Here is a 24,059-nt window from a genome sequence, read left to right as displayed (position 1 = left end):
GGGAGGCGGCCAGCCGACCCATGCCACTCGACTTCGCCGCTCTCGCCGCCGCCGCGAACGCGGTCGTCTTCGACGGTGCCGACGTCGACGGAACGGACGCGTGCCGGTGTCACCACTCGTTCGAGACGTCCGTCGGTCGAGGTACGGACCGAACCGAACTCGTCGTCGACGCCGACGACTGCCCCGGGTCGGGTGACCTCGCGCGCGACCCGGCGTGCCGCGCCGCCGTCGTCGCCGCACTCGCCGACCGGGACGCCGACGCGGTCCGCACGCGCGCCGACGGACTCGAACGCACGTACAGCGACGGCGCCGCCGGTCTCCTCCTCGCGGCGGGCCGGTTCGTCGAACGCGCGCGCTTCCACGACGAGTCGCTGGCCGACCGCGCCCTGCGCGACCCCGTCGCGGCCGCCCGCCGGGCGACCGGTCGAGCGGGTCCGGTGGCCCGAATCGCCGCCGAAACGGGTCTCGTCGCGGGCGTCGAACACGTCGTCCCAAGGAACGGGAACAGTGGAGGAGAGGCAGGCGGGGACGACTACGCGGACCGACTCCGCTGCTCCGTCGGGCCGTCCGTCGCTCGGTCGCGGGTCGTCGGCCGTCCGCCGCCGGACGCGACGCTCCTCGACCGGCGGGAACTCGACACCGGCGCGACGGTTCGGCTGTATCGGACCGACGGGCCGGAAACGAGCGCGGACCGGCTGTACCACCTCACGCCCGTCTCGCACGGCCTCGGCGCGGACGCGACGGCGACCCTCTCCGCGGCGTACGACTGCCTCGCCCGCGGCGTCGTCGGCGGGGGCGAACGCGCCCCCGGCCGGGCCGTCCGACACGTCGCGGACGAGGACGACCCGGTCGAGACGCTCTCGGACGTGCTGGACCGCCACACGCGCGGCAACGGCGTCCTCGACGACCTGTTCGCCGACCCGCGCGTGACGGACGTGGTCGCCTCCGCGCCCGTCGAGTCGAACCCCGTGCGCGTCACCCTCGACGGCGAGCGCCTCCCAACGAACGTCCGCCTCACGGCCGACGGCGCGGCGGCCCTCGCCTCCCGGTTCCGACGCGCCAGCGGACGCGGTTTCTCGCGGGCTTCGCCGGCGCTTGACGCCACCGTCCGCGGGCCGAACGGCCGCATCCGCGTCGCGGGCGTCACCGCGCCCGCCAGCGACGGCGTCGGCTTCGCCTTCCGCGCGCACGGCGACCGGACGTGGACGCTCCCCGGCCTCGTCGCGGCCGGGACGCTGTCGGCCGAGGCGGCGGCGCTCCTCTCCGTGGCGACCGAACGCGGCGCGACCGGACTCGTCGCCGGGACGCGCGGCGCGGGCAAGACGACGCTGCTCTCGGCGCTCCTCTGGGAACTCCCGGCGTCGACGCGCCTCGTCGCCGTCGAAGATACGCCCGAACTCCCGGTCGACGCGCTCAGGGAGGGCGGCCGCGACGTGCAACCGCTCCGCACCGAACTCGGAGAGGGGTCGTCGTTCTCCCCCACGGACGCGGTCCGAACCGCGCTTCGACTCGGCGACGGCGCCCTCGTCGTCGGCGAGGTGCGCGGCGAGGAGGCCGCCGCGCTGTACGAGGCGATGCGCGTCGGCGCGCACGGGCACGCCGTCCTCGGAACCGTCCACGGCGACTCGCCCGCCGCGGTCCGCGAACGGGTCGTCTCGGACCTCGCGGTCCCCGAGTCGTCGTTCGCGGCGACGGACCTCGTCGTCGTCTGCGCCCGCGACGGCCCGGAGCGACGCGTCGACGCCGTCGCGGAGGTCCGCCGAGGCGGTGACGGCGTTCGCGGGGACGAGTCCGCGCTCGGATTCGAGACGCTGTACGACCGGAGCGGCGAGGACAACGGGGACACCGGCGGAACCGGCGTCGTCGCCCGCGGCGACAGCGCCTTGGTGGCGTCGCTGGCCCGGCACGACGAGTCCTACGCCGACGTGCTGGCCGAACTCGACCGCCGGAAGCGGACGCTTTCGCGCCTCGCCGCGACCGACCGGACGCGCCCGGAGGACCTACCGACCCAGGATAGTAGTTCCGGGGCGCCGCGATGACCGACCTCCCGCGAATCGCCGACGCGCTGGCGCGACTGTATCCGTGGCCGGTCGACCCGAGCGACGACCTGCGCGAGGCGCTCGCGTACCTCGGCAGCGACGCCGACGCCGAAACCGTCGTCCGCGCGGGGTACGGGCTCTGTCTCCCGCTCTCGCTGGCGGTGGTCCTCCTCTCGACGCTCGCGTTCGCCGGTCTCCCCCTCTTCGTCCGCCTCTGTGCCGGCCTCGCCGTCGGACTCGCGGGGACGCACGCCGTTCACCGGTTGCCAGGCGCCGCCGCTCGGCTCAGGCGGACGCGCGCGCTGGGGGAGACGACGGCGCTGGTCGGCCGCGCGACGCTCCGGATGCGACTGGCCCCCGTTCCCGAGCGCGCCGCCTCCTTCGCCGCGCATACCGCCGACGGACCGCTGGCCGACAGTCTCGAAGAGCACGTCCGCCGCGCCCGCGGCACGCCCGACACGGGGTTCGAGTCGTTCGCCGCCGAATGGGCCGAAGGGTTCCCGGCGCTCGCCAGAGCGGTCTCGTTGCTCCAGACGGCCGCCGACGCCCGGCCCACGGACCGAGAGCGGACATTGGACCGCGCGCTCGACGCCGTGCTGGACGGCACTCGGGACGACCTCGCGTCGTTCGCGGCGGACGTCCGCGGACCGGCGACGGGCGTCTACGCCTTCGGCGTCCTGCTTCCGTTGGCGCTGGTCGGCGTCCTCCCGGCGGCCCGCGCCGGCGGCGTCTCGGTTCCGACAGCGCTGTTCGTCGCCGTCTACGACCTGCTGCTTCCGCTCTCGTTAGTCGCCGCGGGGGCGTGGATTCTGCTCCGACGACCGGTGGCGCTGGCGCCGCCGCGCATCGATTCGAGTCACCCGGACGTCCCCTCCTCGCCCGCGCGAGCGCTGGGCGCCGCCGTGGCCTGCGGCGCCGGGGGGTGGGTCGTCGGGGCCGCCGTCGCCCCGTGGGCCGACTGGTTGACGGCCGTCGGTTCGGGCCTCGGAGCCGGATTGCTCGTGCGCTACCGACCCGCGGCGGAGGTGCGGGCGCGCACACGAGCGGTCGAGGACGGACTGGACGACGCCCTCTCGCTCGTCGGTCGACGCGTCGACGCGGGCGACTCGGTGGAGGCGGCCGTCGAATCCGCGGCCGAGGCGTTCTCGACGCCCGCCGGCGAGGTGTTCGCCGAGGCGGCCGGCGTCCGGCGCCGCCTCCGCGTCGGCGTCCGCGAGGCCTTCTTGGGGAGATACGGCGCCCTCGCCGACGTACCGAGTCCGCGGGCGCGGGGGGCCGCCGGACTCCTGTCCGTCGCGGCGAACGAGGGGCGACCCGCCGGGGATGCTCTCGTCGCCGGCGCGGACCACCTGCGGGACCTCCGTCGGGTCGAGTCGGATGCCCGGCGCGAACTCGCCGCGGTAACGGGGACGCTCTCGAACACCGCCGCCCTGTTCGCGCCCCTCGTCGGCGGCGCCACCGTCGCCATGTCGGCCCGGATGGGGTCGGTCGACGCCACCCTCGCCGACCGCGGGACGGAGGCGGGGGCGGCGACGCTCGGACCCGAACTGCTCGGTTCGGCGGTCGGCGGCTACGTCCTCTTTCTCGCCGTCGCGCTGACCGTCCTCTCGACCGGACTGGACCGGGGGCTCGACCGGACGCTCGTCGGCTATCGGGTCGGAATCGCCCTCCTCGCGGCGACGGGGTCCTACCTCGCCGCGTTCCGCGGTGCGTCGCTCCTGTTCTGACGGCGGGGTCGAACATCCGCCGGCCGAGCGTTTATATACGAATCCGCGGCCAGACGGCCCATGCTCGACTTACCGCTCGACGCGTGGTACGCGTGGCTCGGACTCTCGCTCGCGGGCGTCGCCCTCGTCGGCGCCGCCGCCGGACTCCCGACGGCCCCGCCGCCGGACGCCGAGTCCGCGGCCGCGACGGTGGACCGCGCCGCGGCCGCCGAGTACACCTCGACCGCCGAACACCCGCTGGACGCGACGGCGGTCAGACTCCGCCCGCGCCGACTCGCTTTGCGGAACGACGCGGGGACCGCACACGCGACGCTCGCATTCGGCCCGGTCACGCCCGTCCCGCCGGGGAACTCGCGACTCCGCGACGTTGTGCACGGCGCGCACCCCTCGGACGCCTACGACGACCCGGAGGCGTTCCGGCAGGCGGTCGTCGACGCCCGCGCCCGCGGGACCGACGCGCCCTGGCGCGCGGTGGACCGCACGCTTCTCGTTCGCACGACGGCCTGGGAGGGGGTCGATGTCGTCCTCGTCGACGCGTGAACCGTCGACCGAGCGGGGAACGGCGTCCGACGCGAGCGGCGAGGGAACCCGCGCGCAGGCGTCGCCCGTCGCCGCCCTCGCGGCCCTCTTCGCCGTCTGCGCCGGCGTGAGTCTCTACGCGACCGTCCTCGCCGGCGCGGTGCCAGTCGTCGACGAACGGAGCACGGCCGGTCCGACGCTGGACCGCGTCGCGGATGCGGCGAGCGACGGCGGCGTGGTCGCTCCCGCACGACTCGCCGAGGCCCGCGACCGCGGCCCCGCCGGGCGCCGACTCAACGTCTCGCTCGCAGCGGACGGCCGCGAGTGGGGCGTCGGTCCCGCCGTTCCCGGGGACTCGTCGGACGCAGCGGACCGCACGAACCGCGTCGACCGCGCCGGTCGCCTCGTCAGCGTCCGACTCGCTCCCGGCCGCGTCGAACCCGGACGGCTCTCGGTGGCGGTGTGGTCGTGAACGCCGCCGTCGACGCCGCGGTGTTCTTCCTCCTCCTCGGCGCCGCCGTCCTCGGCGTCACCGCCGCCGACGTCGGAACGTCCGCGGACGCGGTGGACGAGGGTGCGGACCGCCCGGACGCCGTCGCCGCCGTCCTCGCGACGAGCACCGCCACGGTGAACTACTCGCTCGCGCCGGGGGCGCGTCGGGCGAACGGCTTCGAGAAAGGCGTCCGCTTCGAGCGCACGGCCGGCCCGGAGTTCGAGCGGACGACGCGCGGATCGTTCGCCGGCCTCCTCGCCAGAGTCGCCGTCGGGACGGCCGGTTTCGACGGCGCCCCCGTTACGAACGCGCGGGACGGCCTGCGGGCGGCCGTCCGCGGCGCCGTCCGGAGCGAACTATCGACCGTCGGTCTCCGAATCGACGCCGTCTGGCGGCCGTACCCCGACGCGCCGGTCGAGGGCCGCGTCGCCGTCGGGGGCGCTCCCCCCGAGGGCGAAGCCGTCGACGCGGCGACGCTCACCGTCCCGACGGGGGCGGAACCGCTCTCTCCGCGCGAGACGCGCGACTTCGCGTCGCTGTCGGACGCCGTCGCGAACCGCACCGTCGACGTGCTGGCGCCGGCCGGTCGGATGCGGCTTGCGCTCCGCGACGACGCCCCAGTCTCGACGTTCGCGCGGTACCGCTACGCCCGCCTCGCCGCAGAACTGGGCGTCTCGGCGACCGATACCGCCGACGCCGTCGGCGACGCGGACACGCGGACGGCGAACCGGCGCTTCGCGTCCACCCTCGCCCCCCGCGTCGAGTCCGACCTTCGAGGGCGCTACGACTCGCCCGAGGCGGCCGCGGCCGCCGTCTCCGTCTCCGAGGTGCGAATCGTCGTCCGCGCGTGGAACGGCGACGGCGGAGACGACGTGACGGACGGCGGGCGAACGACGGAGGACGGTCGCTGATGCGTCTGGCGGACGACGAGCGAGCGCGAGTCCCGTTCGCCCTCGTCGGCGTGCTGCTCCTCGTCGGGAGTTCGACGTTCGCGGCGTCGCTCGCTTCCCCTGAGGCCGGCGTCGTGGACGATTCGGTCGACGTCGCGATGGACCGCGTCGACGCCGAGACGACCGCCGCGCTCAGAGTGGCGGTCCGCGAGGCGGCGAGAGCGGCCGCCGCCGACCCGGTGACGACGCCCGCGAACACGACGGTCGGCCGCGCCCTCGGTGAGAACCGGACCTTCCGAAACTACCTCCGGCTCAGAATCGCGCTGTCGGCCCGCGGCGCGCTATCGACCGTGGAACACCGGCGCGGAGACGCGACGGCGCGGGCGTCGCTTCCGGCGGTTTCGGAGGCCGGGGTCGGACCGGCGTTGCGCGACGTCTCCGTGTCTCCGGCGGACGGCGGCCGGTCGCTGACGGCGACGGTTCGGAACGTCTCGCTCGTCGCCGTGCGAGATGGCCGTGTCGTCGCCGAGCGGACCGTCTCCCGGCGCGTGACCGTCGCGGTGCCGACACTCGCGCTCCACGACCGGACGGCGGACTTCCAGCGGCGACTGAACCGCTCGCCGGTGTACGCGCCCGGCCTGAAGCGCCGGGCGACGGCCGGACTGCTCGCCGTCGCGGAGGCGCGCGGCCTCGCCCAGCACGCCGGCGCGCCCGTCGACAACGTCGTCGCGAATCGCCACGTGGCGCTCTCGACGAACGCCGGCGTCCTCGCCGCACAGCGCGCCTCGTTCGGACGAACGGACCCCGACGCCGCTCGCGGCGTCCGCGCGGCGACGCTTCGAACCGGACTCTCCGACGCGCTTCCGTCCGTCGTCGGGGGGCAGACGGCAGAGCGACTCGTCGGCGCCGCGCCGCGTCCGAACCCCCGGACACACCAGCCGCTGTCGACGCAGACGTTCCCCGCGGACGTCGGCGGAACCGCGGACGACGCGTTTCTCGCGCTACTCGGAAGCGAGGACGGGGACGACGCGCCGACGCTCGCCGCGCTCAGTCGAGACGGCTACACCGCGGACGTAACAGTCATCTCGACGGTGACGGACGCCGACGAAGGACAGAAGCCGGCTCCCGACCCGCTGTCGGCGTCTTTCGGTTCGAGCGACTCGGCGGGGGCATGGACGCTCGTCGACGAGAACGTCGACACCGCGGTGTCGGTACACGCCGCCGAGACGCCCGCCGCTCCGCGGACCGTCGGCGTCGGCGAACGCGCCTTCGAGACGACCGCTCGGCGGGTTCTTGTGCGTCACACCGTCTCGCGGACGTGGGTGCGCAACGGAACCAGACGAACGACAACGGGACGCTGGACGGACGACTACCGCGTCCGCGTCGCCGTCGTCGCGTCGCTCCGCTCGCTTCCGGGTCCCGAGCGGTCGGTGACGCCGCTGTTCGACCGCGGCGGCGCCCTCTCCGGACCGAACCTCGCGTCGGTCCCGCGGGCGGCGGGCGGCGTACTCGCGGACCGCGGCGGTGCGGACGCCGTCGCCCGGCGCGCCGCGCTCTCCGGCGGAGGGACGGCCGGCGGGAGCGCCGCGGCGTCGACGACCCACGTCGGCGAGCGTCCCGAATCCCTCCGCGAGTGGGTGTATCTGGACGTGGCCGGGCTTCGCGAACGCGTCAGAAACGTCTCGGTCGAGGTTGCGGCGCGGGACGCGGCGACCGGTCACGCCAACGCGGCGGCCGAACTCGCGGCGGCCGTCCGCGACCGACGGACGGACCTGGTGGACGCGCCGGCCGAGTACGACGGCGTCGCCGACCGGGTCCGCGTCGCGGCGCGCGCGGCGTACGTCGACCGCGTCCTCGCGGCGCTGGACGAACGCGCCGCGGCGGCCGACGGGCGGAACGACCGACTGCGGGGTGCGCTCGCCTCCCGCAACGTGGACGCGGACGCGGTGAGGGGGGCGCTCGCCAGTCGCGCGGCCGAGGACGACTCGGGTACTGTAGACGCCGTCGCCGCCGCCGACCACGACGCGTTCGTCCCCGACGGCGACCCGGCGTACCTCTCGCTGTCCGGCGTCGACGGCGCGGCGGTGGACGGCGTCGCGGACGGAACCGCCTACACGCCGCTGGCGGCCCGGAATACCAACCTGTTCACCCTCCCGTACGGCGACCTCGCGGACTCGGTCGTCGGCAGGGTCTTCGGCGGGACTCGGGTGTCGCTCCGCACGGCCGGCCGGGCGCTCGTCGCCGCCGACCGGACGCTCGCGGCCCGCGAGGACGCGACGCTCCGTGACCGACGCGACGCGCTCGCGGAGGAGGTGGACCGCTCGCTCGTCACGGTCCGATTGCGGGCCGCAATCGCGGTCCGGCGCGAAACGGCGATGACGCCCGCCGAGAGCGCCGAGGCGGTGGACGTCGCCCTCGCTCGGTGGCGGGGACCGGGAGCACGCGCCGTCGCCGCGTCGAACGGGTCGCTCGCGGCCGCCGTCGCGTCCGAGGTCAGCGTCGAGAGTGACTCGACGCGGGACCGACTCGCCACGGCGCTCAGAGTCGAGTTGCGCGAGGCGACGACCGCTCCGGGGGTTCGCGTCCCGGAAGCGGCCGTGAACGGCACCGCCTCCCGAACGCGGACGCTCGCGACGGAACTGACGAACGAAGCGGCGTCCCGCGGCGCCGACCGCCTGACCGACCGCGTCCTGAACGGCACGCTCGGGTCGGTGCCCGCGGGGCTTCCGCTGTCGCCGACGCTGAACCCGTGGGTCGCCACGGCGAACCTCTGGGTCGTTGAGGCCCGCGGCGCGTACGCCCGCTTCGCCGTCTCGGCGGGCGGGGGCGCCGTCCCGACGACGTACGTCCGCGACGGCTCGGTCGTCCGACTGGACGTCGACGGCGACGGAACGCGGGAGGTCGTCGGGTCGAACGAGCGAATCGGGTTCGAGGTGCGGACGGTCGTCGTCGCCGTCGTCCCGCCCGCCGGCAACGGCGTCGGCGACGTCGACGGCGACGCGTTCGAGGCGTCCCCGGCGTGGGCCGGGTCGGCGCCGGGACCGCGGTGCGACACGCCGACGGGACGGTGCCCGCGGGAGTGATTCGGTTGGCGACGGAGGCGACGGAAACCGTTTTGCCCGAGGCGCGGCGAGTGGGAGTATGCTCTACGACGCGGCCGACGACCCGGCGTCGCTTTCGCCGGCGAAGTTGCGAGAAGCCTACGAGGCGCAGATTCGGACCGTCGTCGACTCGGTCGGCGTCGAGGCGGCGGCGGCGGACGCCGACGTCGACGAGGAACAGGTCGCCGCCGTCGCCGACGGCCCCGCGCCCGACATGCGCGTCGAGGACGCGGCCGCGCTGTTGGCGCTTTCGGAGGAGTACCCCGATCAGGAGGCCATCGTGCTCGAACTCCGCGACCACCTCCTCCTCGGGATGACGACGGGCGTCCTCGACGTGGACACCATCGCCTCGAACGTCGACCTCGGTCTCTCCGGACAGGAGATACAGCAGGCGCTCGAGGGCCGGAACGCGATGACGCTCGAACAGTTGGCGGCCATCCACGGCTACATCGCCGAGCGGAACGACCGGTAGATGGCCCGCGCAGTCATCGTCGGGTGCGGCTACGTCGGCCTCGAACTCGGTCGCCAACTGGCGAGCGACGGCCACGACGTGACGGGCGTTCGCCGGTCCGACGACGGCCTCGCGGCGGTTGAATCGGCGGGGCTCAACCCGGTGCGCGCCGACGCGACGGACCCCGACTCCGTGTCCTCGCTCCCGGACGCGGACTGGGTCGTGTTCGCCGCGAGTTCGGGCGGCCGCGGCGCCGACGCCGCCCAGCGGGTCTACGTCGACGGTCTGCGGAACGTCGTAGCGGAGTACGGAGACCGCGACTCGCCGCCGGAGCGACTCGTCTACACCTCTTCGACGGGCGTCTACGGCGACCACGGGGGTGAGTGGGTCGACGAGGAGACGCCGCTGGACCCGACTACCGACAAGACGCGCGTCCTCGCCGAGGCCGAACGGGTCGCCGTCGAGGGGGCCGCCGAGGCGGGCATCGACGGCACAGTCGCGCGATTCGCGGGTCTGTACGGTCCGGACCGCTACCGCCTCGACCGCTACCTCTCCGGTCCGGTCACGGCGGGCTATCTCAACATGGTCCACCGCGACGACGCCGCCGGTGCCGTCCGCTTTCTCCTCTCGGACGAGAGCGCCCGCGGGACGGACACGCTCCTCGTCGTCGACGACGAACCCGCCGACAAGTGGGCGTTCGCCGACTGGTTAGCCGACGAGTGCGGCGTCGCCCGGCCGGACAAGCGAACCAAGGAGGAACGCCTAGCCGACGGCGACCTCTCGGAGGCGGCGCGGCGGCGCGTCCTGACGAGCAAGCGGTGCTCGAACGACCGCCTCCGGGAACTCGGCTACGAGTTCGCTTACCCCACCTTCCGGGAGGGCTATCGTGCCGCGATAGCCGACTACCGCGCCGCCGACGGCGCAGGATAGCGTTTCTCCGGCGTATACTGTCGTTCTCGTGACGGCGAAACAAAGGGAATCTTCATACGTGTGGCACGGGACCGCACGGTATGGAGTCGAGGGCAGCCGTCGGCGCGACGGGGGTCGCGCAGGTGGTGGGTGGGGCCCGATCCGTCCTCGCGGACCACCCGGGGCTAGTCGTGGCTGTCGTCGTCGCCGCGGTGGCGCTGGGCGGCGGTCTGTACGCGATCCTGCACTTCAAGCGTCCGACGGGGACCCGCTTTCTGGAGCGACTGTCGGAACTGGACGAGGTGGCAGTGCTGATGCACCCCAACCCGGACCCCGACGCGATGGCGGCGGCCATCGGCGTCGCCTGCCTGGCCGAACAGGTCGGCGTGACCGCGCGCATCCAGTACACCGGCCAGATACGTCACCAAGAGAACCGGGCGTTCGAGACGGTGTTGGACCTCGACCTGGAGGTAATCGACCACGTCACGGATCTCGCGGCCACGGACGTCGTCCTCGTCGACCACAACCGTCCGCGCGGATTCGCCGGCGCCGACGGCCTCGTTCCGTTCGCCGTCGTCGACCACCACCCCGGCGAGGGGACGGGCGAGCGGTTCACCGACGTGCGGACCGACTACGGCGCCTGTTCGAGCATCGTCGCGGAGTACTTCCGCGACGTCGGCGCGAAGCCGGTCCCGCCGGACCGCCACGCCAGCGAAGTCGGCTCGGAGTACACCGTCCCTTCGATGGTCGCGACGGGCCTGCTCTACGGCATCCTCACCGACACGAAGCGGCTCACCGCGGGCTGTTCGGCGAACGATTTCTCCGCCGCGGGCTACCTCTACCCCGGCGTCGACGAGGACGTGCTCAACCGGGTGGCCAACCCGGAGGTGTCCAAGGAGGTGCTGGAACTGAAGGCGCGCGCCATCGCCGGGCGCGACGTGCGCGGGCCGTTCGCCGTCAGCGACGTCGGCACGCTGTCGAACGTCGACGCCATCCCGCAGGCGGCGGACGAACTCATCCAGTTGGAGGGGGTCACCGCCGTCGTCGTCTGCGGCGAACGCGACGGCACGCTCTTTCTGTCGGGTCGCTCGCGCGACGACCGGGTCCACATGGGCCGGACGCTCGAACACGCCCTCGACAACGTCCCCGGCGCTTCCGCCGGCGGCCACGCCCGCATGGGCGGCGGGCAGATTCCTCAACGCGACGGCCGCATCCTCACCGATGGCGGCGACGCGCTCCCCCGGCGGAAACTGTGTGAGCGCCTGTTCGAGGCGATGTCCGGCGACGTGTAAGGGGACCAGAGCGCGTTTACGCCCCCGTCCGCTACTTCACCCATGGCGACGACATCCGGTACGTGGGGGTATCGCGACCGATTCGGCGACGCGTTCGCGCGGACGTACTTCCGTCGGTTCGGTCCGGGCGTCGTCTCAAGCATCGGCGTCGGCACCTATCTCGGCGACCCGACGGACGACGCCGACGCGCGCTACCGCGAGGCGATGGTCGAGGCGCTCGAATCGGGAGTCAACCTCCTCGATACGGCGATAAACTACCGCTGTCAGCGCAGCGAACGCGCCGTCGGCGACGCCCTCGAATCGGCGGACGTCTCCCGCGAGGAGGTGGTCGTGGCGACGAAGGGCGGGTTCGTGCCGTTCGACGGGTCGCGGCCCGACGACCCCGGCGCGTACGTCCGCGACGAGTTCGTCCGGTCGGGACTGGTCGACACCGACGACTTGGCCCGCGGGAGCCACTGCATCGCTCCGGGCTTTCTGGACGCGATGTTCGACCGCTCGCTGGAGAACCTTCGGGTGGACGCCATCGACTGCTACTACGTCCACAACCCCGAGACGCAGTTGACGGAGCGTTCGAGAGAGGAGGTGTACGACCAGTTGGAGGCGGCGTTCGAGACGCTGGAGGAGCGTCGCCTCGCGGGCGAGTTGGGCGTCTACGGCGTGGCGACGTGGGAGGCGTTCCGCGTCCCGCGCGGGCACGACAGCTACCTCTCCTTGCCCGAGGTCCTCGCGCGGGCCGAACGCGCCGCCGAGTCCGCGGGCGCGGACGACTGCGGGTTCGCGGCCGTCCAACTCCCGTTCAACGTGCGGATGGCCGACGCGTTCACCGTCGAGGCGCACCGCCACCCCGACGAAGAAGGGGACGTGAGCGCGCTCCGGTACGTCCACGAGAGCGGACTCGACGCGTTCGCCAGCGCCAGCCTCTCGCAGGGCGCGCTCGCCGAGTCGATTCCCGCGGCGGTGGACGGTCAGCTCTCGGGGGAGACGCCCGCACAACGGGCGCTCAACTTCGCGCGGAGCGCGCCGGGCGTCACGAGCGCCCTCGTCGGCACCGGTTCGCCCGAACACGTCGCGGAGAACGTCGCCGCCGGCACCTTCGAACCGCTCGGCGCCCGCGCGTTCGACGCGGTGTTCGAGTAGCGGTCGCCGGTCCGGTTATCCCAGCTCCTTCCACTCGGTGCCGCAGTCGGGGCAGGTCCGAACCGAGAACACCTCCTCGGGGTCGTTCCGCGTCTTCAGCGTCTCGCCGCACTCGCTGCACGCGAGGCGGTCGTACGTGTCCTTCTCCAACTCCCCCTCGCGCATCCCCTTCCGCGTCGTTTTCATACCCTTCCGCGTTTGTCAGGGATACGTAAAAAGTCGCTGGGAGGTGACACCGACTCGCACGGTTCGCGGGCAACGGTTCCGAACGGCTGCGAGACGGGACCCAGCGGCGTTCCGGAACGCTTGAACCCCCCCGAGCGAAACGCACGGTCGTGTCACGTGGTCGGCTGTTCGGAACGCTCTGCTCGATGGTGCTGCTCGTCAACCTCGCGCGGGTGATATTCGCACCCCTCTTAGAGGAGTTCATCGCCGTCTTCGGCATCGGGGAGGCGACGGCCGGCCTCGTCGCGACGCTCGTGTGGGTCGGCAGCGCCGTCCCCCGCCTCCCGACCGGATGGCTCCTGACGCGCGTCCCCCGCCACCGCGTCGTCCTCGCCACCGGCGGAATACTCACCGTCGCCTCCGCGTTCACCGCCGCCGCCGACTCCATCGTCATGGTGGGCGTCGGCGCCCTCCTGATGGGCCTCTCCTCGGGCGTCTACTTGGTCGCCGCCAACCCCCTCGTGAGCGAACTCTACCCCGAGCGCGTCGGACGGGCGCTGGGCGTCCACGGCACCGCCGCCCAACTGGCCGCCGTCATCGCCGCGCCGTTCGTCACGCTCGTCCTCTCCGTGTTCGTCGAGTGGCGCGTCGTCTTCGTCTGCATCGGCGTCGCCGCCTTCCTCGCCACCGTCGTCTTCTACCGCACCGCCCGGCGCACCGAACTCCCGGCGGCGGGCGCGGCCGACAGGAACCTTCTCGGCGCCGCGCGGGCCCAGTGGCGGGTCATCCTCCTCGGCGTCGTCATCCTCGGCTCCACCGGGTTCGTCTGGCAGGGGCTGTTCAACTTCTACGAACTGTACATGCAGACGAAGGGACTCGGAAGCGCGACGGCGAAGAACACGCTGACGCTGCTGTTCGCCGCGGGCGTCCCCGCCTTCTTCGTCTCGGGGCGCCTCGCCGACCGCCTGCCGCCGGTGCCGTACCTCCTCGCTATCGTCGCCGCGTTCGTCGTCGCCGTCCTCGCGCTGACGGCGACCAGCGACCTCGTCCCCATCCTCCTCCTCACGGCCGTCGTCGGCTACGTCGTTCACAGCCTCTTTCCGGCGCTCGACACCTACCTGCTCGACACGCTCCCCGACGAACACCGCGGCAGCGCCTACGCCGTCTACTCCGCCGGGATGATGATCGTTCAGGCCACCGGCTCCTCCGCCGTCGGGGTGCTCCGCGAGGGCCACGGCGCCTACGACGTCGTCCGCGCCGCGACCGCTCTGCTGCCGGTCGTCGACCCGCTTCCGCCCGGCGGCCTCTCGTACGACGCCATCTTCACGGGACTCTCGCTCGGCCTCGCCGTCGTCGTGAGCGCGCTGCTCGCACTCCAGCGTTTCGACAGACTTCCGAACTGACCGCTCCCCCGCGGGCGTGGGGGTTCCCCGACCCGCCCCCTTTTCCTTCGGCAGTCCTCACTGTCGCTCGATGGAGTACGTGCAGGAGCGGGTGACGACGCTTCACGACCTCTCGGACCCGACGCCCGACGCGCCGACGGCGCGGACGGCGGTGGTCGTCCCGATGACCGAACGCGAGTACGCGGGGCTGGCGGCCAACCGCGTCCTCTCGACCCTCGAACGCGTCGACCCCGCCCGCGTGGTCGTCCCGCTTCGCGCGCCGGCCGAACGCGTCGGGCCGTTCCGCGAGTGGCTCTCGGAGTACGACCTGCCGCTCGAAGTGCTGTGGTGCGACGGCCCGCGCGTCTCTGACCTGCTCGGCGCGGAGGGGTTGAGCGGGGTCCGCGGGAAGGGACGCGACGTGTGGTTGGCGCTCGGGCGCGCCGCCGAGGAGGAGTTCGTCGTCGTCCACGACGCCGACACGAAGACGTACGACCGCTCGTACGTCCCCCGCCTGCTCTTCCCCCTCGCGAACGGCTACGGCTTCTCGAAGGGCTACTACGCCCGCGTCGAGGACGGCCGCCTGTACGGTCGGCTGTTCCGCCTGTTCTACGCGCCGCTGGTCCGCGCGCTGGCCGACGAGACGCGCGCCCCCGTCGTCGACTACCTCGACGCCTTCCGGTACGCGCTCTCCGGCGAGTTCGCCGCGACGAGCGACGTGGCCCGGTCGCTCCGCGCGCCGCGGTCGTGGGGGCTCGAAGTCGGCGTCCTCGGCGGCGCGTTCGACGCCGTCGGCTTCGACGGGACGGCGCAGGTCGACCTCGGCGCCTACGAACACGACCACCGCGCCGTCTCCGGGCCGACCGGGCTCTCCGATATGAGCGAGTCGGTCGGCAAGACGCTGTTCCGGACGCTCGCGGACCGCGGCGTCGTCCCCGACTTCGAGACGCTCCCCGCCCGCTACCGCGAGGCGGCGCTCCGATTAGTCGACCAGTACGCCGCCGACGCGGCGTTCAACGACTTCGCGTTCGACCGGGCGGGCGAGCGAGAACAGGTGGCCGCCTACGCCGACGCGGTGGTCGAACCCGAGGGCGAGGACCGGCGGTTACCCGCGTGGTCGGACGCGCCGTTCGACCCCGCGGACGTGGTCGGCGCCGCCGAGCGAGACGCCGAGGAGGTGTCGTCGTGACCGACGCCGAAGCGCTGTACGACGACCTCGCGGGCGTCGTCGACCTCTTCGGCGCGCTCTCACGGGCGGAACTCGGGCGCGCACTCGACGAACTCGCGTTCAAGCAGGGGCGGGACGCCGACGCGGCGGCGCTGTCGGCGGCGGTTGAGGACGCGGTCCGCGAGTACTACCTCGTCGCGTACGACCGCGACGGCGTCGCACTTCTCGTCCCCGGTCCGGCGGCGTTCCCGTCGCTCCCGGCGAACGCCGAGGACCTGCCGCACATCCTCGACGTTGACCGGAGAACGGTCGACCGCGGGTCGGCCGCCGACGCCGCCGCCGCCCGCCTGCGACGGGATAGCGAGGCGGCCGTCAGGGCGGGCGACGAGGCCCGAATCGAGCGCCTGCTCGACGTGGCGTACGACGCGGAACTGTGGGCGCCCGGCGACGCGGACGCGGCGGCGACCGTCGAAACGGTCCGCGCGCGGTTGGAGGCGGCGCTCGACTGACGACTGACTGTCCCGTTTGATCCACACAGACGTCCGCTCGCCGCGAGAGCTAAGGCTAAGCGCCTCCGACGGTTCGAACCAACATGGACCTCTCGCGGGTGTCGTCGCACGGCGCCGAGACGATAGCGGACGCGAACCGGCAGGCGGCGGTCGTCGCCCCCGTCCTCGTCCGCGGCGGCGAGGACCACGTCCTGTTCACGAAGCGCGCGGACCACCTCGGCGAGCACCCCGGCCAGATGAGTTTCCCCGGCGGCGGGCGCGAACCGAGCGACGAGGACCTGCGCGAGACGGCGCTCCGCGAGGCGTACGAGGAGATAGGCCTCCTCCGCGACGAGGTAGAGTTCTTCGGCCGACTCGACGACATCGGTACCGTCACCGACTACTCCGTGACGCCGTTCGTCGCGCGCGTCCCCGACCGGAAGTACGACCCCGACGAACGCGAGGTGGCCGAGATAGCCGTCCTCGCGGAGTCGGACCTGACGAACCTGGACAACTACGAGTCCGAACAGCGGATGCACCCGAAGTACGGCGACCACCGCATCCACTTTTTCCACGTCGACGGCTACACCGTCTGGGGGGCGACGGGGCGGATGCTCGTCCAACTGCTCGAACTCGCCACCGACTGGGAGGCGCCGGCCGAACCCGACCGGGTGGTCGACCCGGACGCCGAACTCCCACTGTAACGTCGCCCATCCGCTCGACCGTCCCCCGCAGGCAAGAAGTGGCCCTGAACGACGCGTTTATGCCGTCCCGTCGGTAACGAGGGGTCACATGGTCGCACAGACGATGGATCGCGTTCCGCGACGACGATAACCTTCCTCACGTGAGTAGTGATACACGATGTTGACCGGTGAGTGCGCCGTCTCGCAGACGGGTCTCGACGCCGTGGCCCTGAAGCCGAAAGAGTGCGACGTGCGGGCGGCCCTCGACACGCCGTTCGACACCGTCGCCGTCGACTACGAGGGGCGCGAGCACCTCCCGGACGCCGAGGTGCTTCGAGAACTCGCGGCCGACCGCGAGGTTCGTCTCACGATGCCCGTCCGCGCGGACGGCTTCGACCCCACGGGAGACGACGACCTTTGGAACTGGGTGCCCGAGGGGGTCCGCCGCGTCTTCGTCGCCGGCCACGCCGCCTACCTCTCCGAAGAGGAACGTCGCCGCGCCGTCGCACCGCGCCTCGCCGCCGGCCTCGAACGCGCGCCGGAGGCGTGGGTCGGCACCGAGGGCGTCGAACGCGTCGCCCTCGCCGCCGGCGGCACGCAGTACGAACTGCTCTCGCGGTCGACGGAGACGGACCTCCGCGCGCTCCGCGCGACGGGGTACGACGGCGAAATCGCCGTCTACGCGCCGACGGTGCTCGCCGACGACGAAGACGAGATTCTGGACGGCGTCGGCGCCTACGCCGCCCGGCGCCGGCCCGTGGCGAAGGCGCTCCCGACCGACGCGGCGACGGACGCCCGCGCCGAGGGCCGCGCCCGCGAAGTGCTCGGGAAGGCCGTCCGCGACTACGCCCTCGTCGGCGACGTCGAGACGGTCCGCGACCGCGTCTCCTCGATAAAGGAGGCGGGCGCCGACATCGTCGTCGGCTACCCCGCCCGCGGCGTCGAGAAGTTCTCGGAGTAGCGCCGGCCTCCCCCGCTCCGTTCTTCGCCTCACCGACTGCTAAGCGCCTAAGTGTCCCGCCGACGAGCGACGACTACGATGAAACATTCGCCGCACCTCCACGAACACACGACGACGACGGCCGGCGAGCGGTTCGAGGACGCCTCGGTCGCCGTCCTGCCGACCGGCGCGATAGAGCAGCACGGACCGGCGCTGCCGCTGGGAACAGACTACCTCGCCGCCCGCACCGTCGCCGAGTCGGTCGACCGCGCGGACGCCGTCGTCCTCCCGCCGATTCCGGTCGGGGTCAGCAGCCACCATCTGCAGTTCGACGGGACGCTCACCGTCTCGTCGGAGACGTTCGCGGCGTACGTCGAGGAGACCGTCGAGAGCCTCGCGACCCACGGCGTCCGGAAGGTCGTCGTCGTCAACGGTCACGGCGGCAACGACGACGCCCTCGAACGCGCCGCGCGCCGCCTTCGGAGCGAGGAGACGGCGTTCGTCGTTCCGTGGAACTGGTGGTCCAACCTCGACGAGACGGCCGAGGAACTGTTCGGAACCGAGGGAATCGGGCACGCCGACGAGATGGAGACGAGCATGGTCTACGCGGCCGCGCCCGAACTCGTCCGCGAGGACGCCCTCGCGGCGGCGGAAGAAGGGGGGCGCGGACTCGTGGGGAACGACCGTCGCGGGCGCGTCGCTCCCCGTCGACGCCGCGGAGTTCACCGAGAGCGGCGCCGTCGGCCGGCCCACCCGCGCGTCCGCCGAGGCCGGAGAGCGCCTGCTCTCGGAGGCTGAGGCGGACCTGGAGACGCTCATCGACTGGCTGACCGAGCGGCCGTTCGAGTCGCTGCTGCCGGCGGAGCACCGATGAGCGGAGAGGGAGAAGACGACTTCGCGCGGCCGTTCGGGATTCCGGATGGGTCGGGCGAGCGAGTCGCCGTCGTCGGCGCGGGCGCGGTCGGACTCACGGCCGCGGCCGACCTCGCGGAGGCGGGCGCGTCGGTGACGGTGTACGAACGCGGCGACGCCGTCGGCGCCGGGTCCTCCTCGCGCGCCGCCGGCATCCTCTACGACGCCTACGCCGAGGACGTGGACGTCCGGATGGCCGCGCGCGCCCTCGCCCGATTCCGCGCGTTCGCCGGCGACGAGGCGACCGGCTTCTCCGCGACGCCCTGCCCGTACGTCTTCCTCGCCCGCGCCGACGACGACCGGACCGGCGAGGCCGTCGCCGAGACGGCCGAACGGATGCGCGCCCACGGCCGCGACGTGACGACGACGGACGGCGCTGGTCTTCGAGACCGATTCGGCGACGCCCTCCGGACCGACGACGTGGGGACGGCCGCCGTCGCCGCCGACGCGATGTGGACCGACCCGGCCTCCTACGTCTCGATGGCGGCCGCCCGCGCCCGCGCGGCGGGCGTCGAGATTCGGACGGGCGAGGCGGTGGGCGTCCGGACCGACCCGCCGGGCGTCGTCCGCCCGGACGGCGTGGTGACCGAGCGGTACGACTCGGTGCTCGTCGCCGCGGGCGCGCACACGAAGCGAGTGCTCGCGGACGCCGGCGTTCCTCTCGCGACGAAACCGTACCGGGTGCAGGCCCTCGTCAGTCGTCGGCCGTACGACGGACCCATCTGCTACGACGCCTCGGAGGGGGCATACTTCCGCCCGCACCCAGAGGGCCTCCTCGCCGGCGACGGCACCGAGGCGGTCGAGGCCGACCCGGACGAGTGGTCCCGCGAGGGCGACGACTGGTTCGTCGAGGCGGCGACGGACGTACTCGACCGTCGGGCGACCCACGACGCCGAGGTGTCGCGGGCGTGGGCGGGCCTCTGCACGGCGACGCCGGACAGAAAGCCGTTGCTCGGCGAGGTCGTCGAGGACGTCTTCGTCGCCACCGGGTGGCACGGCCACGGGTTCATGTGGGCGCCCGCGTCGGGCGAGGCCGTCGCGGCGGCGATGCTCGGCGGGGAGCGCGTCGAAAAAGCGTACGACCCGCGACGGTTCGACGGAAGTGAAGCGTTCGAGGTGGTCGAGGGGATGACCGTCGACTGACCGGCGGGGTTAGGACTGGTTAGCGGTCGAGGCCGGCGGTGTTGTCGTCTTCGTCGTCGTCCTCATCCTCGTCCTCGTCGCCCACGCCGGTCGAGTCCGTCGACCCGACCCCGTCGGCGGCGTCAGTCGCGTCGATGTCCGTCGAGGAACCGGTCGCGTCGAGGCCGTCGCCGTCTTCCGGGGTGCCGACGTCGCCGCGGTCCGTCTCGCCGTCGGTGTCACCGCGGGCCATCGTCTCGCCCATCGTCGTCTCCTCGCTCGCCCCCTCCGTTCCGGTGGCGTCGGTATCGGACGAGGAGACGTCGGCCTCGTCGGTGACGGCGACGTCCTGCGCGCGTTCGTCCTTCGGAATCTCCACGCGGAGCGTCCCGTTGGCTGCGAGCGTCGCGCTGGCGCCCGTGGCGTCGACGACGGCGTCGTCGGGCAGTTCCGCGCTGCCGTCGAGCGACAGACCGCGGCCGGGGAAGCGCATCTCGAACCCCTCGTGGAAGTCGCGGAAGCGGTCTATCTGGACCTGCACCTCGCCGTCCAGAAAGCGCACTTGTACGTCGCTGCGCTGGACGCCGGGAGCGTCGAAGACCACGAGGTAGGCGTCGTCGCTCTCGAGGACGTCGTTCGGGAGCGGCTTTCGCTCTTGGACGCGGCCGACGCCGCGGCCGACGCGTTCGAGAACGCTCCGGGCGGCGGACTCGCCGAACTCCTTCAGCCCGCTCATAGTTCGATGGCTTCCAAGCAGTCGGTCCCTCGGCAGTACGGACAGGCGAAGTCCTCGACGCCCACATCGTCGGGCATGTCGTAGGTGTAGTGCATCTCGAACATATCCATCTCGCAGTCCGAATCCGTACACTTCACTTCGAGGGTCGCAGGCATGTCTCCACCTAGCCTCGCCACGATGATAAACACGCGGGCTTCGGCCCACCTCGCCGCGGTGTCGCGGTCCTCGTGAGGGGTTCCGGGGCCGTTCACTCGCTCCCGAACGCCGGGTCGACGGCGGAGACGGGGCGCGGCGGGTCGGGGTCCGCGGGCGCCTCGCGGAGGGGCCGGCGGTACCACTCGACGTCGTGCCACGCGCCGACTTTGAACCCCGCCTCGGGGAACGTCCCGAGATGGTCGAACCCGGTCGCCTCGTGGAACGCGACGCTCTCGGGGTTCGGCATCCCGAGGGCGGCATAGGCGGCGACGTACCCCTGCGCCCGCAGCGTCTCGAACAGATGCTCGTACAGCGTCCTCCCGATACCGCCGCGCTGTACGTCGGGGTCGACGTAGACGGACGTCTCGACGGCCCACTGGTAGGCGTCCCGTTCGCGCAGGCTTCCCCCGTAGGCGTAGCCGACGACGCCCTCATCCCCATTCTCGCCTTCGTCCGCACTCCCGTCTCCATCCATTTCGGCGACGTACCACGGGTAAGCGTCGGCTTCGCGCTTGTCCCGTATCTCCCGACGCATCTCCTCGACGGACGGCACCCGCTCCGTGAATGTCACCGCCGTCTCCTCGACGAACGGGGCGTAGAGGTCCCGAATCGCCGCGGCGTCGTCGGGGTCGACGGGACGGATTCGAACCGCTTCGCTCCCCCCCGAGTCCGCCGTCTCGCTCGTCGCCTCGGCCGCCGCGCCGCCATCCGCCGCGCGTCCCTCGTCGCTCATACTCACACGGCCGCGCGGGGAGCTAAAACGTCTCTCGGTGACGGCGGAATTGGCGGGCGCGGAACGGGGAGACTATTCCGTTCGCATCCGACCGACGCGTATGACGGGATTCGACCCGCCGACGACCGTCTACGGCGTCGACTTCAGCGGCGCCCGCCGCGCCGGCGAGTCGATATACCTCGCCCGCGGAACGGCCGACGAAGGCGCTCTCGACGTCGAATCCTGCATCGCCGCGCCGGACCTCCTCGAAACCGACGCCGCCCGCGAGGCCGTCCTGCCGGCGCTCCGGTCGTTTCTCGCCGACGCCGGCGGACGAACCGCCTTCGGTCTCGACTTCTCGTTCGGTCTGCCTGCATTCCTGCTGGACGCGGCGGGCGTCGACGACTGGGCGGCGTTTGTCCGGTGGTTCCCGAACGGGTTCGCCGACGCGAGCGAGTTCTCGGCGTGGGCGCGCGAACGCGCCGCCGAGAGAGCAGGAGACCGGACGTACTACCCACGAGAGACGGACCGCGCGGTCGGCGCCACCTCTCCCTATCACTTCTTCGTGAAGGCGCAGACGTTCCACGGCGTCCGCGACGTGCTGAAACCCCTCGTCGAGGCCGACGCGGCGCGCGTCCTCCCGATGCAGGACCCCGACCCCGACCTGCCGTGGGCGCTCGAAGCCTACCCCGCCGCGACGCTGGACCGCCTCGGCGCTCACCGCGAGCGGTACAAGACGAGCGACGAGGCGGGCCGGCGGCGACGGACGGAGAATCTGGAAGCCCTCGCCGCCCTCGACGGCGTCTCCGTCGCCCCTGCCGTGCGGGACCGGGCCGTGGCGGACGCCGACGGCGACGCTCTCGACGCCGTCGTCGCCGCGGTGGCGACGTGGGAGCGAACGCGGCGGGCCGAGCGACTCCGGCCGTCGGGGACGGCGTGGCGGCGCGAGGGGCACATCTTCCATTGAGTGGGTGACGACGCGCCGCCGTACGTGCGCTCGAAGCGCGTTCGGAGGTAGTCACCGTTTTACCCGTCGACCGTCTCCCTTCCCACATGACCGACCCGGCCGACCTCGCCGTAACGCTCGTGGACGGCTACGTCGACGAACCGGCGCACTTCGGCGTGCCGCCGTACATCTCGACGTACCCGCGCTTCACGGCCGGGGCTCTCGTCGACGCCGGCGTCCCCGAGGAGAACGTCACCTACCACACCATCGACGAACTCCGCGACGACAGACAGAAGTGGGCCGACGTGGCCGACGCCGACCTGATGATATACATCGGCGGGATGACCGTCCCCGGCAAGTACGTCGGCGGCACCCCCGCCGAACCCGACGAGGTGCGCGAACTCGCGTGGACCGCCGACGGCACCTCCCTGATGGGCGGTCCCATCCGCTTCGGCGTCGGCGAGGAGAACGCCGGCGCCCAGGAGATGGAGCGTCGGAACCTCGATTACGACTTCCTCGCGATGGCCGACGTGGAGTCGGCGGCGTACGACCTCGTCTCGAACGAGTTGGAGGGCTTCGACAACCGCTACCGCGACAACGACGAGTTGGACCGCTGGGCCGCGAAGGGGGCGTTCGTCGTCGAACAGCACCCCAACCACCCCGAGTACCTCATCTGCGAGATGGAGACCTCTCGTGGCTGCGCCTACCGGTGTTCGTTCTGCACCGAACCGATGTACGGCAACCCCGCCTTCCGGACGCCCGAGTCCGTCGTCCGCGAGGTGGGCAACCTCTCCGATAGGGGGGCAAAGCACTTCCGCCTCGGCCGACAGGCCGACATCCTCGCGTTCGGCGGCGACGGCGAGGCGCCGAACCCCGACGCCCTCCGCCGACTGTACGAGGGGATTCGCGAGGTGGCGCCCGACCTGGAGACGCTCCACCTCGACAACATGAATCCCATCACGGTGGTCGAGTGGCCCGAGCAGTCCCGCGAATGCATCCGAATCATCGCCGAACACAATACGCCAGGCGACACCGCCGCGTTCGGCCTCGAATCCGCCGACCCCGTGGTGCAGGAGCAGAACACGCTGAACGTCACCGCAGACGAGTGTTTCGAGGCGGTCAAAATCGTCAACGAGGAGGCCGGCTGGCGCCCCGGCGAGTCGCCCGCCGACGCGCCGACGCACGGCGACGGCGCCGCGAACCGCCTGCCGAAACTCCTCCCCGGAATCAATCTCCTGCACGGCCTGAAAGGCGAACGCGAGGAGACGTTCGCGCACAACAAGCGTTTCCTCCACCGCGTCTACGACGCCGGTCTGATGGTCCGCCGCATCAACATCCGACAGGTGATGGCGTTCGAGGGCACCGAGATGGCCGAAGACGGCGCGAACATCGCCGCCGAGCACAAGAAACTGTTCCAGCAGTACAAAAAGGAGGTGCGCGAGGAGATCGACCAACCGATGCTGAAGCGCGTCGCTCCCGCGGGGACGGTCCTCCCGAACGTCCACCTCGAGTACCACCAGGACGGCCGGACGTTCGGCCGTCAACTCGGCACCTACCCGCTCCTCGTCGGCATCCCAGGCGAACGCGAGTTGGGAAAGACCATCGACGTGGCCATCGTCGACCACGGCTACCGGTCCGTGACGGGCGTACCCCACCCGCTGGACCCGAACGAGGCGAGCATGGACGAACTCACCTCCATCCCCGGCATCGGCAACCGCACCGCCGGCGACATCGTCGTCAACCGACCCTACGCCTCCGCGGACGAGGTGAGCGTCGCCGACGTCGACCTCTCGAAGTTCACCGGCCCCTACCCGGTGGAACCGCGGGCGGAGTGAGCGAGGCCGCACGGCGTCCCGGACCGTTCCGTCACCCACACGGGCAACTGCCCGGTCGCTTTCCGTCTCCGCCGAGAAACCTCAGAGCGCGTTGCTCCGCGTGAACTCCCCGCAGTCGTCGCACTTCAGAATCCGTATCCGCTGTGCGGGGGATTCGTCGCTGGTCCCCGCGAGTCCGCCGCGCGTCAGCGCCGATTCGACGACGACCGTCACCCGG

At 72.5% G+C, this 24,059-nt stretch carries 22 protein-coding genes and 2 pseudogenes; 19 read left to right on the top strand and 5 right to left on the bottom strand.

The annotated features are described in order from the left end of the window. Positions 1 to 20: 20 nt before the first annotated feature. The 10 genes from NDI76_RS04360 to NDI76_RS04315 all read left to right on the top strand — a co-directional run bounded on the left by NDI76_RS04360 (position 21) and on the right by NDI76_RS04315 (position 12,558). Positions 21 to 2,039: a type II/IV secretion system ATPase subunit gene (locus tag NDI76_RS04360; RefSeq protein WP_310922789.1), complete on the top strand. Its 2,019-nt coding sequence runs from the start codon at positions 21 to 23 to the stop codon at positions 2,037 to 2,039. Next, on the top strand, positions 2,036 to 3,766 hold the full coding sequence (locus tag NDI76_RS04355; protein WP_310922788.1) for a type II secretion system protein: 1,731 nt from the start codon (positions 2,036 to 2,038) through the stop codon (positions 3,764 to 3,766). The genes NDI76_RS04360 and NDI76_RS04355 overlap by 4 nt, the downstream gene beginning before the upstream one ends. Positions 3,767 to 3,826: 60 nt before the next feature. Further along, the gene (locus NDI76_RS04350; RefSeq protein WP_310922787.1) at positions 3,827 to 4,306 is read left to right on the top strand and encodes a DUF7283 family protein; all 480 of its coding nucleotides are present in this window, start codon (positions 3,827 to 3,829) and stop codon (positions 4,304 to 4,306) included. Further along, the gene (locus tag NDI76_RS04345) at positions 4,284 to 4,757 is read left to right on the top strand and encodes a DUF7285 family protein (RefSeq protein WP_310922786.1); all 474 of its coding nucleotides are present in this window, start codon (positions 4,284 to 4,286) and stop codon (positions 4,755 to 4,757) included. Before NDI76_RS04350 ends, NDI76_RS04345 begins: the two co-directional genes overlap by 23 nt. Further along, complete coding sequence (locus NDI76_RS04340) at positions 4,748 to 5,689, top strand: DUF7284 family protein (RefSeq protein WP_310922785.1); 942 nt, start codon at positions 4,748 to 4,750, stop codon at positions 5,687 to 5,689. The genes NDI76_RS04345 and NDI76_RS04340 overlap by 10 nt, the downstream gene beginning before the upstream one ends. After that, the gene (locus NDI76_RS04335) at positions 5,689 to 8,751 is read left to right on the top strand and encodes a DUF7286 family protein (protein ID WP_310922784.1); all 3,063 of its coding nucleotides are present in this window, start codon (positions 5,689 to 5,691) and stop codon (positions 8,749 to 8,751) included. The genes NDI76_RS04340 and NDI76_RS04335 overlap by 1 nt, the downstream gene beginning before the upstream one ends. Before the next feature lie 58 nt (positions 8,752 to 8,809). Next, positions 8,810 to 9,241 (top strand): DUF5791 family protein, encoded by a 432-nt coding sequence (locus NDI76_RS04330; RefSeq protein ID WP_310922783.1) that lies wholly within the window; start codon positions 8,810 to 8,812, stop codon positions 9,239 to 9,241. Further along, positions 9,242 to 10,150 (top strand): SDR family oxidoreductase, encoded by a 909-nt coding sequence (locus tag NDI76_RS04325; RefSeq protein WP_310922782.1) that lies wholly within the window; start codon positions 9,242 to 9,244, stop codon positions 10,148 to 10,150. An 80-nt stretch (positions 10,151 to 10,230) separates the two neighbouring features. Next, positions 10,231 to 11,421, top strand: coding sequence for a DHH family phosphoesterase (locus NDI76_RS04320; protein ID WP_310922781.1), 1,191 nt, complete (start codon positions 10,231 to 10,233; stop codon positions 11,419 to 11,421). A 42-nt stretch (positions 11,422 to 11,463) separates the two neighbouring features. Continuing rightward, positions 11,464 to 12,558 (top strand): aldo/keto reductase, encoded by a 1,095-nt coding sequence (locus NDI76_RS04315; RefSeq protein WP_310922780.1) that lies wholly within the window; start codon positions 11,464 to 11,466, stop codon positions 12,556 to 12,558. 15 nt (positions 12,559 to 12,573) lie between these two features. On the opposite strand, the gene NDI76_RS04310 is transcribed toward NDI76_RS04315, so the two are convergent. After that, positions 12,574 to 12,744 (bottom strand): HVO_0758 family zinc finger protein, encoded by a 171-nt coding sequence (locus NDI76_RS04310; protein WP_310922779.1) that lies wholly within the window; start codon positions 12,742 to 12,744, stop codon positions 12,574 to 12,576. A 185-nt stretch (positions 12,745 to 12,929) separates the two neighbouring features. Between NDI76_RS04310 and NDI76_RS04305 the strand changes: the two genes are divergently transcribed. The 7 genes and pseudogenes from NDI76_RS04305 (at position 12,930) to NDI76_RS04275 (ending at position 19,439) form a co-directional block, all read left to right on the top strand. After that, positions 12,930 to 14,126, top strand: coding sequence for an MFS transporter (locus NDI76_RS04305; RefSeq protein WP_310923862.1), 1,197 nt, complete (start codon positions 12,930 to 12,932; stop codon positions 14,124 to 14,126). 70 nt (positions 14,127 to 14,196) lie between these two features. Beyond that, a complete protein-coding gene (locus NDI76_RS04300) occupies positions 14,197 to 15,294 on the top strand; it encodes a glycosyltransferase family protein (protein ID WP_310922778.1) in 1,098 nt (365 codons plus the stop codon). Continuing rightward, positions 15,291 to 15,782, top strand: coding sequence for a DUF7109 family protein (locus NDI76_RS04295; RefSeq protein WP_310922777.1), 492 nt, complete (start codon positions 15,291 to 15,293; stop codon positions 15,780 to 15,782). Before NDI76_RS04300 ends, NDI76_RS04295 begins: the two co-directional genes overlap by 4 nt. A gap of 83 nt (positions 15,783 to 15,865) precedes the next feature. Further along, positions 15,866 to 16,465: an NUDIX hydrolase gene (locus tag NDI76_RS04290; protein WP_310922776.1), complete on the top strand. Its 600-nt coding sequence runs from the start codon at positions 15,866 to 15,868 to the stop codon at positions 16,463 to 16,465. Between the two features lie 157 nt (positions 16,466 to 16,622). Beyond that, positions 16,623 to 17,405, top strand: a complete 783-nt coding sequence (locus NDI76_RS04285) for a DUF7388 family protein (RefSeq protein ID WP_310922775.1) — start codon at positions 16,623 to 16,625, stop codon at positions 17,403 to 17,405. A gap of 78 nt (positions 17,406 to 17,483) precedes the next feature. Next, positions 17,484 to 18,258 (top strand): annotated as a pseudogene (locus NDI76_RS04280) (creatininase family protein). Further along, positions 18,255 to 19,439: an NAD(P)/FAD-dependent oxidoreductase gene (locus NDI76_RS04275; protein WP_310922773.1), complete on the top strand. Its 1,185-nt coding sequence runs from the start codon at positions 18,255 to 18,257 to the stop codon at positions 19,437 to 19,439. The pseudogene NDI76_RS04280 and the gene NDI76_RS04275 overlap by 4 nt, the downstream one beginning before the upstream one ends. 277 nt (positions 19,440 to 19,716) lie before the next feature. On the opposite strand, the pseudogene NDI76_RS04270 reads toward NDI76_RS04275, so the two are convergent. The 3 genes and pseudogenes from NDI76_RS04270 to NDI76_RS04260 form a co-directional block, all read right to left on the bottom strand. Next, positions 19,717 to 20,154: pseudogene (locus NDI76_RS04270) on the bottom strand (Hsp20/alpha crystallin family protein); the annotation flags it as partial. Beyond that, entirely contained in the window at positions 20,151 to 20,309 is a 159-nt protein-coding gene (locus NDI76_RS04265; protein WP_008389170.1) for a DUF7559 family protein, read from the bottom strand. The pseudogene NDI76_RS04270 and the gene NDI76_RS04265, both read right to left, overlap by 4 nt. A gap of 92 nt (positions 20,310 to 20,401) precedes the next feature. Next, positions 20,402 to 21,082, bottom strand: coding sequence for a GNAT family N-acetyltransferase (locus NDI76_RS04260; protein ID WP_310922772.1), 681 nt, complete (start codon positions 21,080 to 21,082; stop codon positions 20,402 to 20,404). A gap of 100 nt (positions 21,083 to 21,182) precedes the next feature. On the opposite strand from NDI76_RS04260, the gene NDI76_RS04255 reads away from it, so the two are divergent. Both NDI76_RS04255 and NDI76_RS04250 read left to right on the top strand, forming a co-directional pair. Beyond that, the gene (locus tag NDI76_RS04255; RefSeq protein WP_310922771.1) at positions 21,183 to 22,028 is read left to right on the top strand and encodes a DUF429 domain-containing protein; all 846 of its coding nucleotides are present in this window, start codon (positions 21,183 to 21,185) and stop codon (positions 22,026 to 22,028) included. Between the two features lie 86 nt (positions 22,029 to 22,114). Continuing rightward, a complete protein-coding gene (locus tag NDI76_RS04250) occupies positions 22,115 to 23,842 on the top strand; it encodes a radical SAM protein (protein WP_310922770.1) in 1,728 nt (575 codons plus the stop codon). A gap of 81 nt (positions 23,843 to 23,923) precedes the next feature. Here NDI76_RS04250 and NDI76_RS04245 read toward each other — a convergent pair whose 3' ends face one another. Next, entirely contained in the window at positions 23,924 to 24,055 is a 132-nt protein-coding gene (locus NDI76_RS04245; protein ID WP_310922769.1) for a hypothetical protein, read from the bottom strand. Positions 24,056 to 24,059 lie beyond the last annotated feature (4 nt).

Origin of the sequence: Halogeometricum sp. S1BR25-6 (assembly GCF_031624495.1) — an archaeon.
Lineage (GTDB): Archaea > Halobacteriota > Halobacteria > Halobacteriales > Haloferacaceae > Halogeometricum > Halogeometricum salsisoli.
Note: the sequence above shows the minus strand (reverse complement) of the source record. Positions and strands in the feature narration are given on the sequence as shown.

What these genes read in the sequence shown, in the direction of transcription:
- NDI76_RS04360 (WP_310922789.1), top strand. Translation starts at nt 21, where the DNA reads ATGCCACTCGACTTCGCCGCTCTCGCCGCCGCCGCGAACGCGGTCGTC.
- NDI76_RS04355 (WP_310922788.1), top strand. Translation starts at nt 2,036, where the DNA reads ATGACCGACCTCCCGCGAATCGCCGACGCGCTGGCGCGACTGTATCCG.
- NDI76_RS04350 (WP_310922787.1), top strand. Translation starts at nt 3,827, where the DNA reads ATGCTCGACTTACCGCTCGACGCGTGGTACGCGTGGCTCGGACTCTCG.
- NDI76_RS04345 (WP_310922786.1), top strand. Translation starts at nt 4,284, where the DNA reads ATGTCGTCCTCGTCGACGCGTGAACCGTCGACCGAGCGGGGAACGGCG.
- NDI76_RS04335 (WP_310922784.1), top strand. Translation starts at nt 5,689, where the DNA reads ATGCGTCTGGCGGACGACGAGCGAGCGCGAGTCCCGTTCGCCCTCGTC.
- NDI76_RS04330 (WP_310922783.1), top strand. Translation starts at nt 8,810, where the DNA reads ATGCTCTACGACGCGGCCGACGACCCGGCGTCGCTTTCGCCGGCGAAG.
- NDI76_RS04325 (WP_310922782.1), top strand. Translation starts at nt 9,242, where the DNA reads ATGGCCCGCGCAGTCATCGTCGGGTGCGGCTACGTCGGCCTCGAACTC.
- NDI76_RS04320 (WP_310922781.1), top strand. Translation starts at nt 10,231, where the DNA reads ATGGAGTCGAGGGCAGCCGTCGGCGCGACGGGGGTCGCGCAGGTGGTG.
- NDI76_RS04315 (WP_310922780.1), top strand. Translation starts at nt 11,464, where the DNA reads ATGGCGACGACATCCGGTACGTGGGGGTATCGCGACCGATTCGGCGAC.
- NDI76_RS04310 (WP_310922779.1), bottom strand. Translation starts at nt 12,744, where the DNA reads ATGAAAACGACGCGGAAGGGGATGCGCGAGGGGGAGTTGGAGAAGGAC.
- NDI76_RS04305 (WP_310923862.1), top strand. Translation starts at nt 12,930, where the DNA reads ATGGTGCTGCTCGTCAACCTCGCGCGGGTGATATTCGCACCCCTCTTA.
- NDI76_RS04300 (WP_310922778.1), top strand. Translation starts at nt 14,197, where the DNA reads ATGGAGTACGTGCAGGAGCGGGTGACGACGCTTCACGACCTCTCGGAC.
- NDI76_RS04290 (WP_310922776.1), top strand. Translation starts at nt 15,866, where the DNA reads ATGGACCTCTCGCGGGTGTCGTCGCACGGCGCCGAGACGATAGCGGAC.
- NDI76_RS04285 (WP_310922775.1), top strand. Translation starts at nt 16,623, where the DNA reads ATGTTGACCGGTGAGTGCGCCGTCTCGCAGACGGGTCTCGACGCCGTG.
- NDI76_RS04275 (WP_310922773.1), top strand. Translation starts at nt 18,255, where the DNA reads ATGAGCGGAGAGGGAGAAGACGACTTCGCGCGGCCGTTCGGGATTCCG.
- NDI76_RS04265 (WP_008389170.1), bottom strand. Translation starts at nt 20,309, where the DNA reads ATGCCTGCGACCCTCGAAGTGAAGTGTACGGATTCGGACTGCGAGATG.
- NDI76_RS04260 (WP_310922772.1), bottom strand. Translation starts at nt 21,082, where the DNA reads ATGAGCGACGAGGGACGCGCGGCGGATGGCGGCGCGGCGGCCGAGGCG.
- NDI76_RS04255 (WP_310922771.1), top strand. Translation starts at nt 21,183, where the DNA reads ATGACGGGATTCGACCCGCCGACGACCGTCTACGGCGTCGACTTCAGC.
- NDI76_RS04250 (WP_310922770.1), top strand. Translation starts at nt 22,115, where the DNA reads ATGACCGACCCGGCCGACCTCGCCGTAACGCTCGTGGACGGCTACGTC.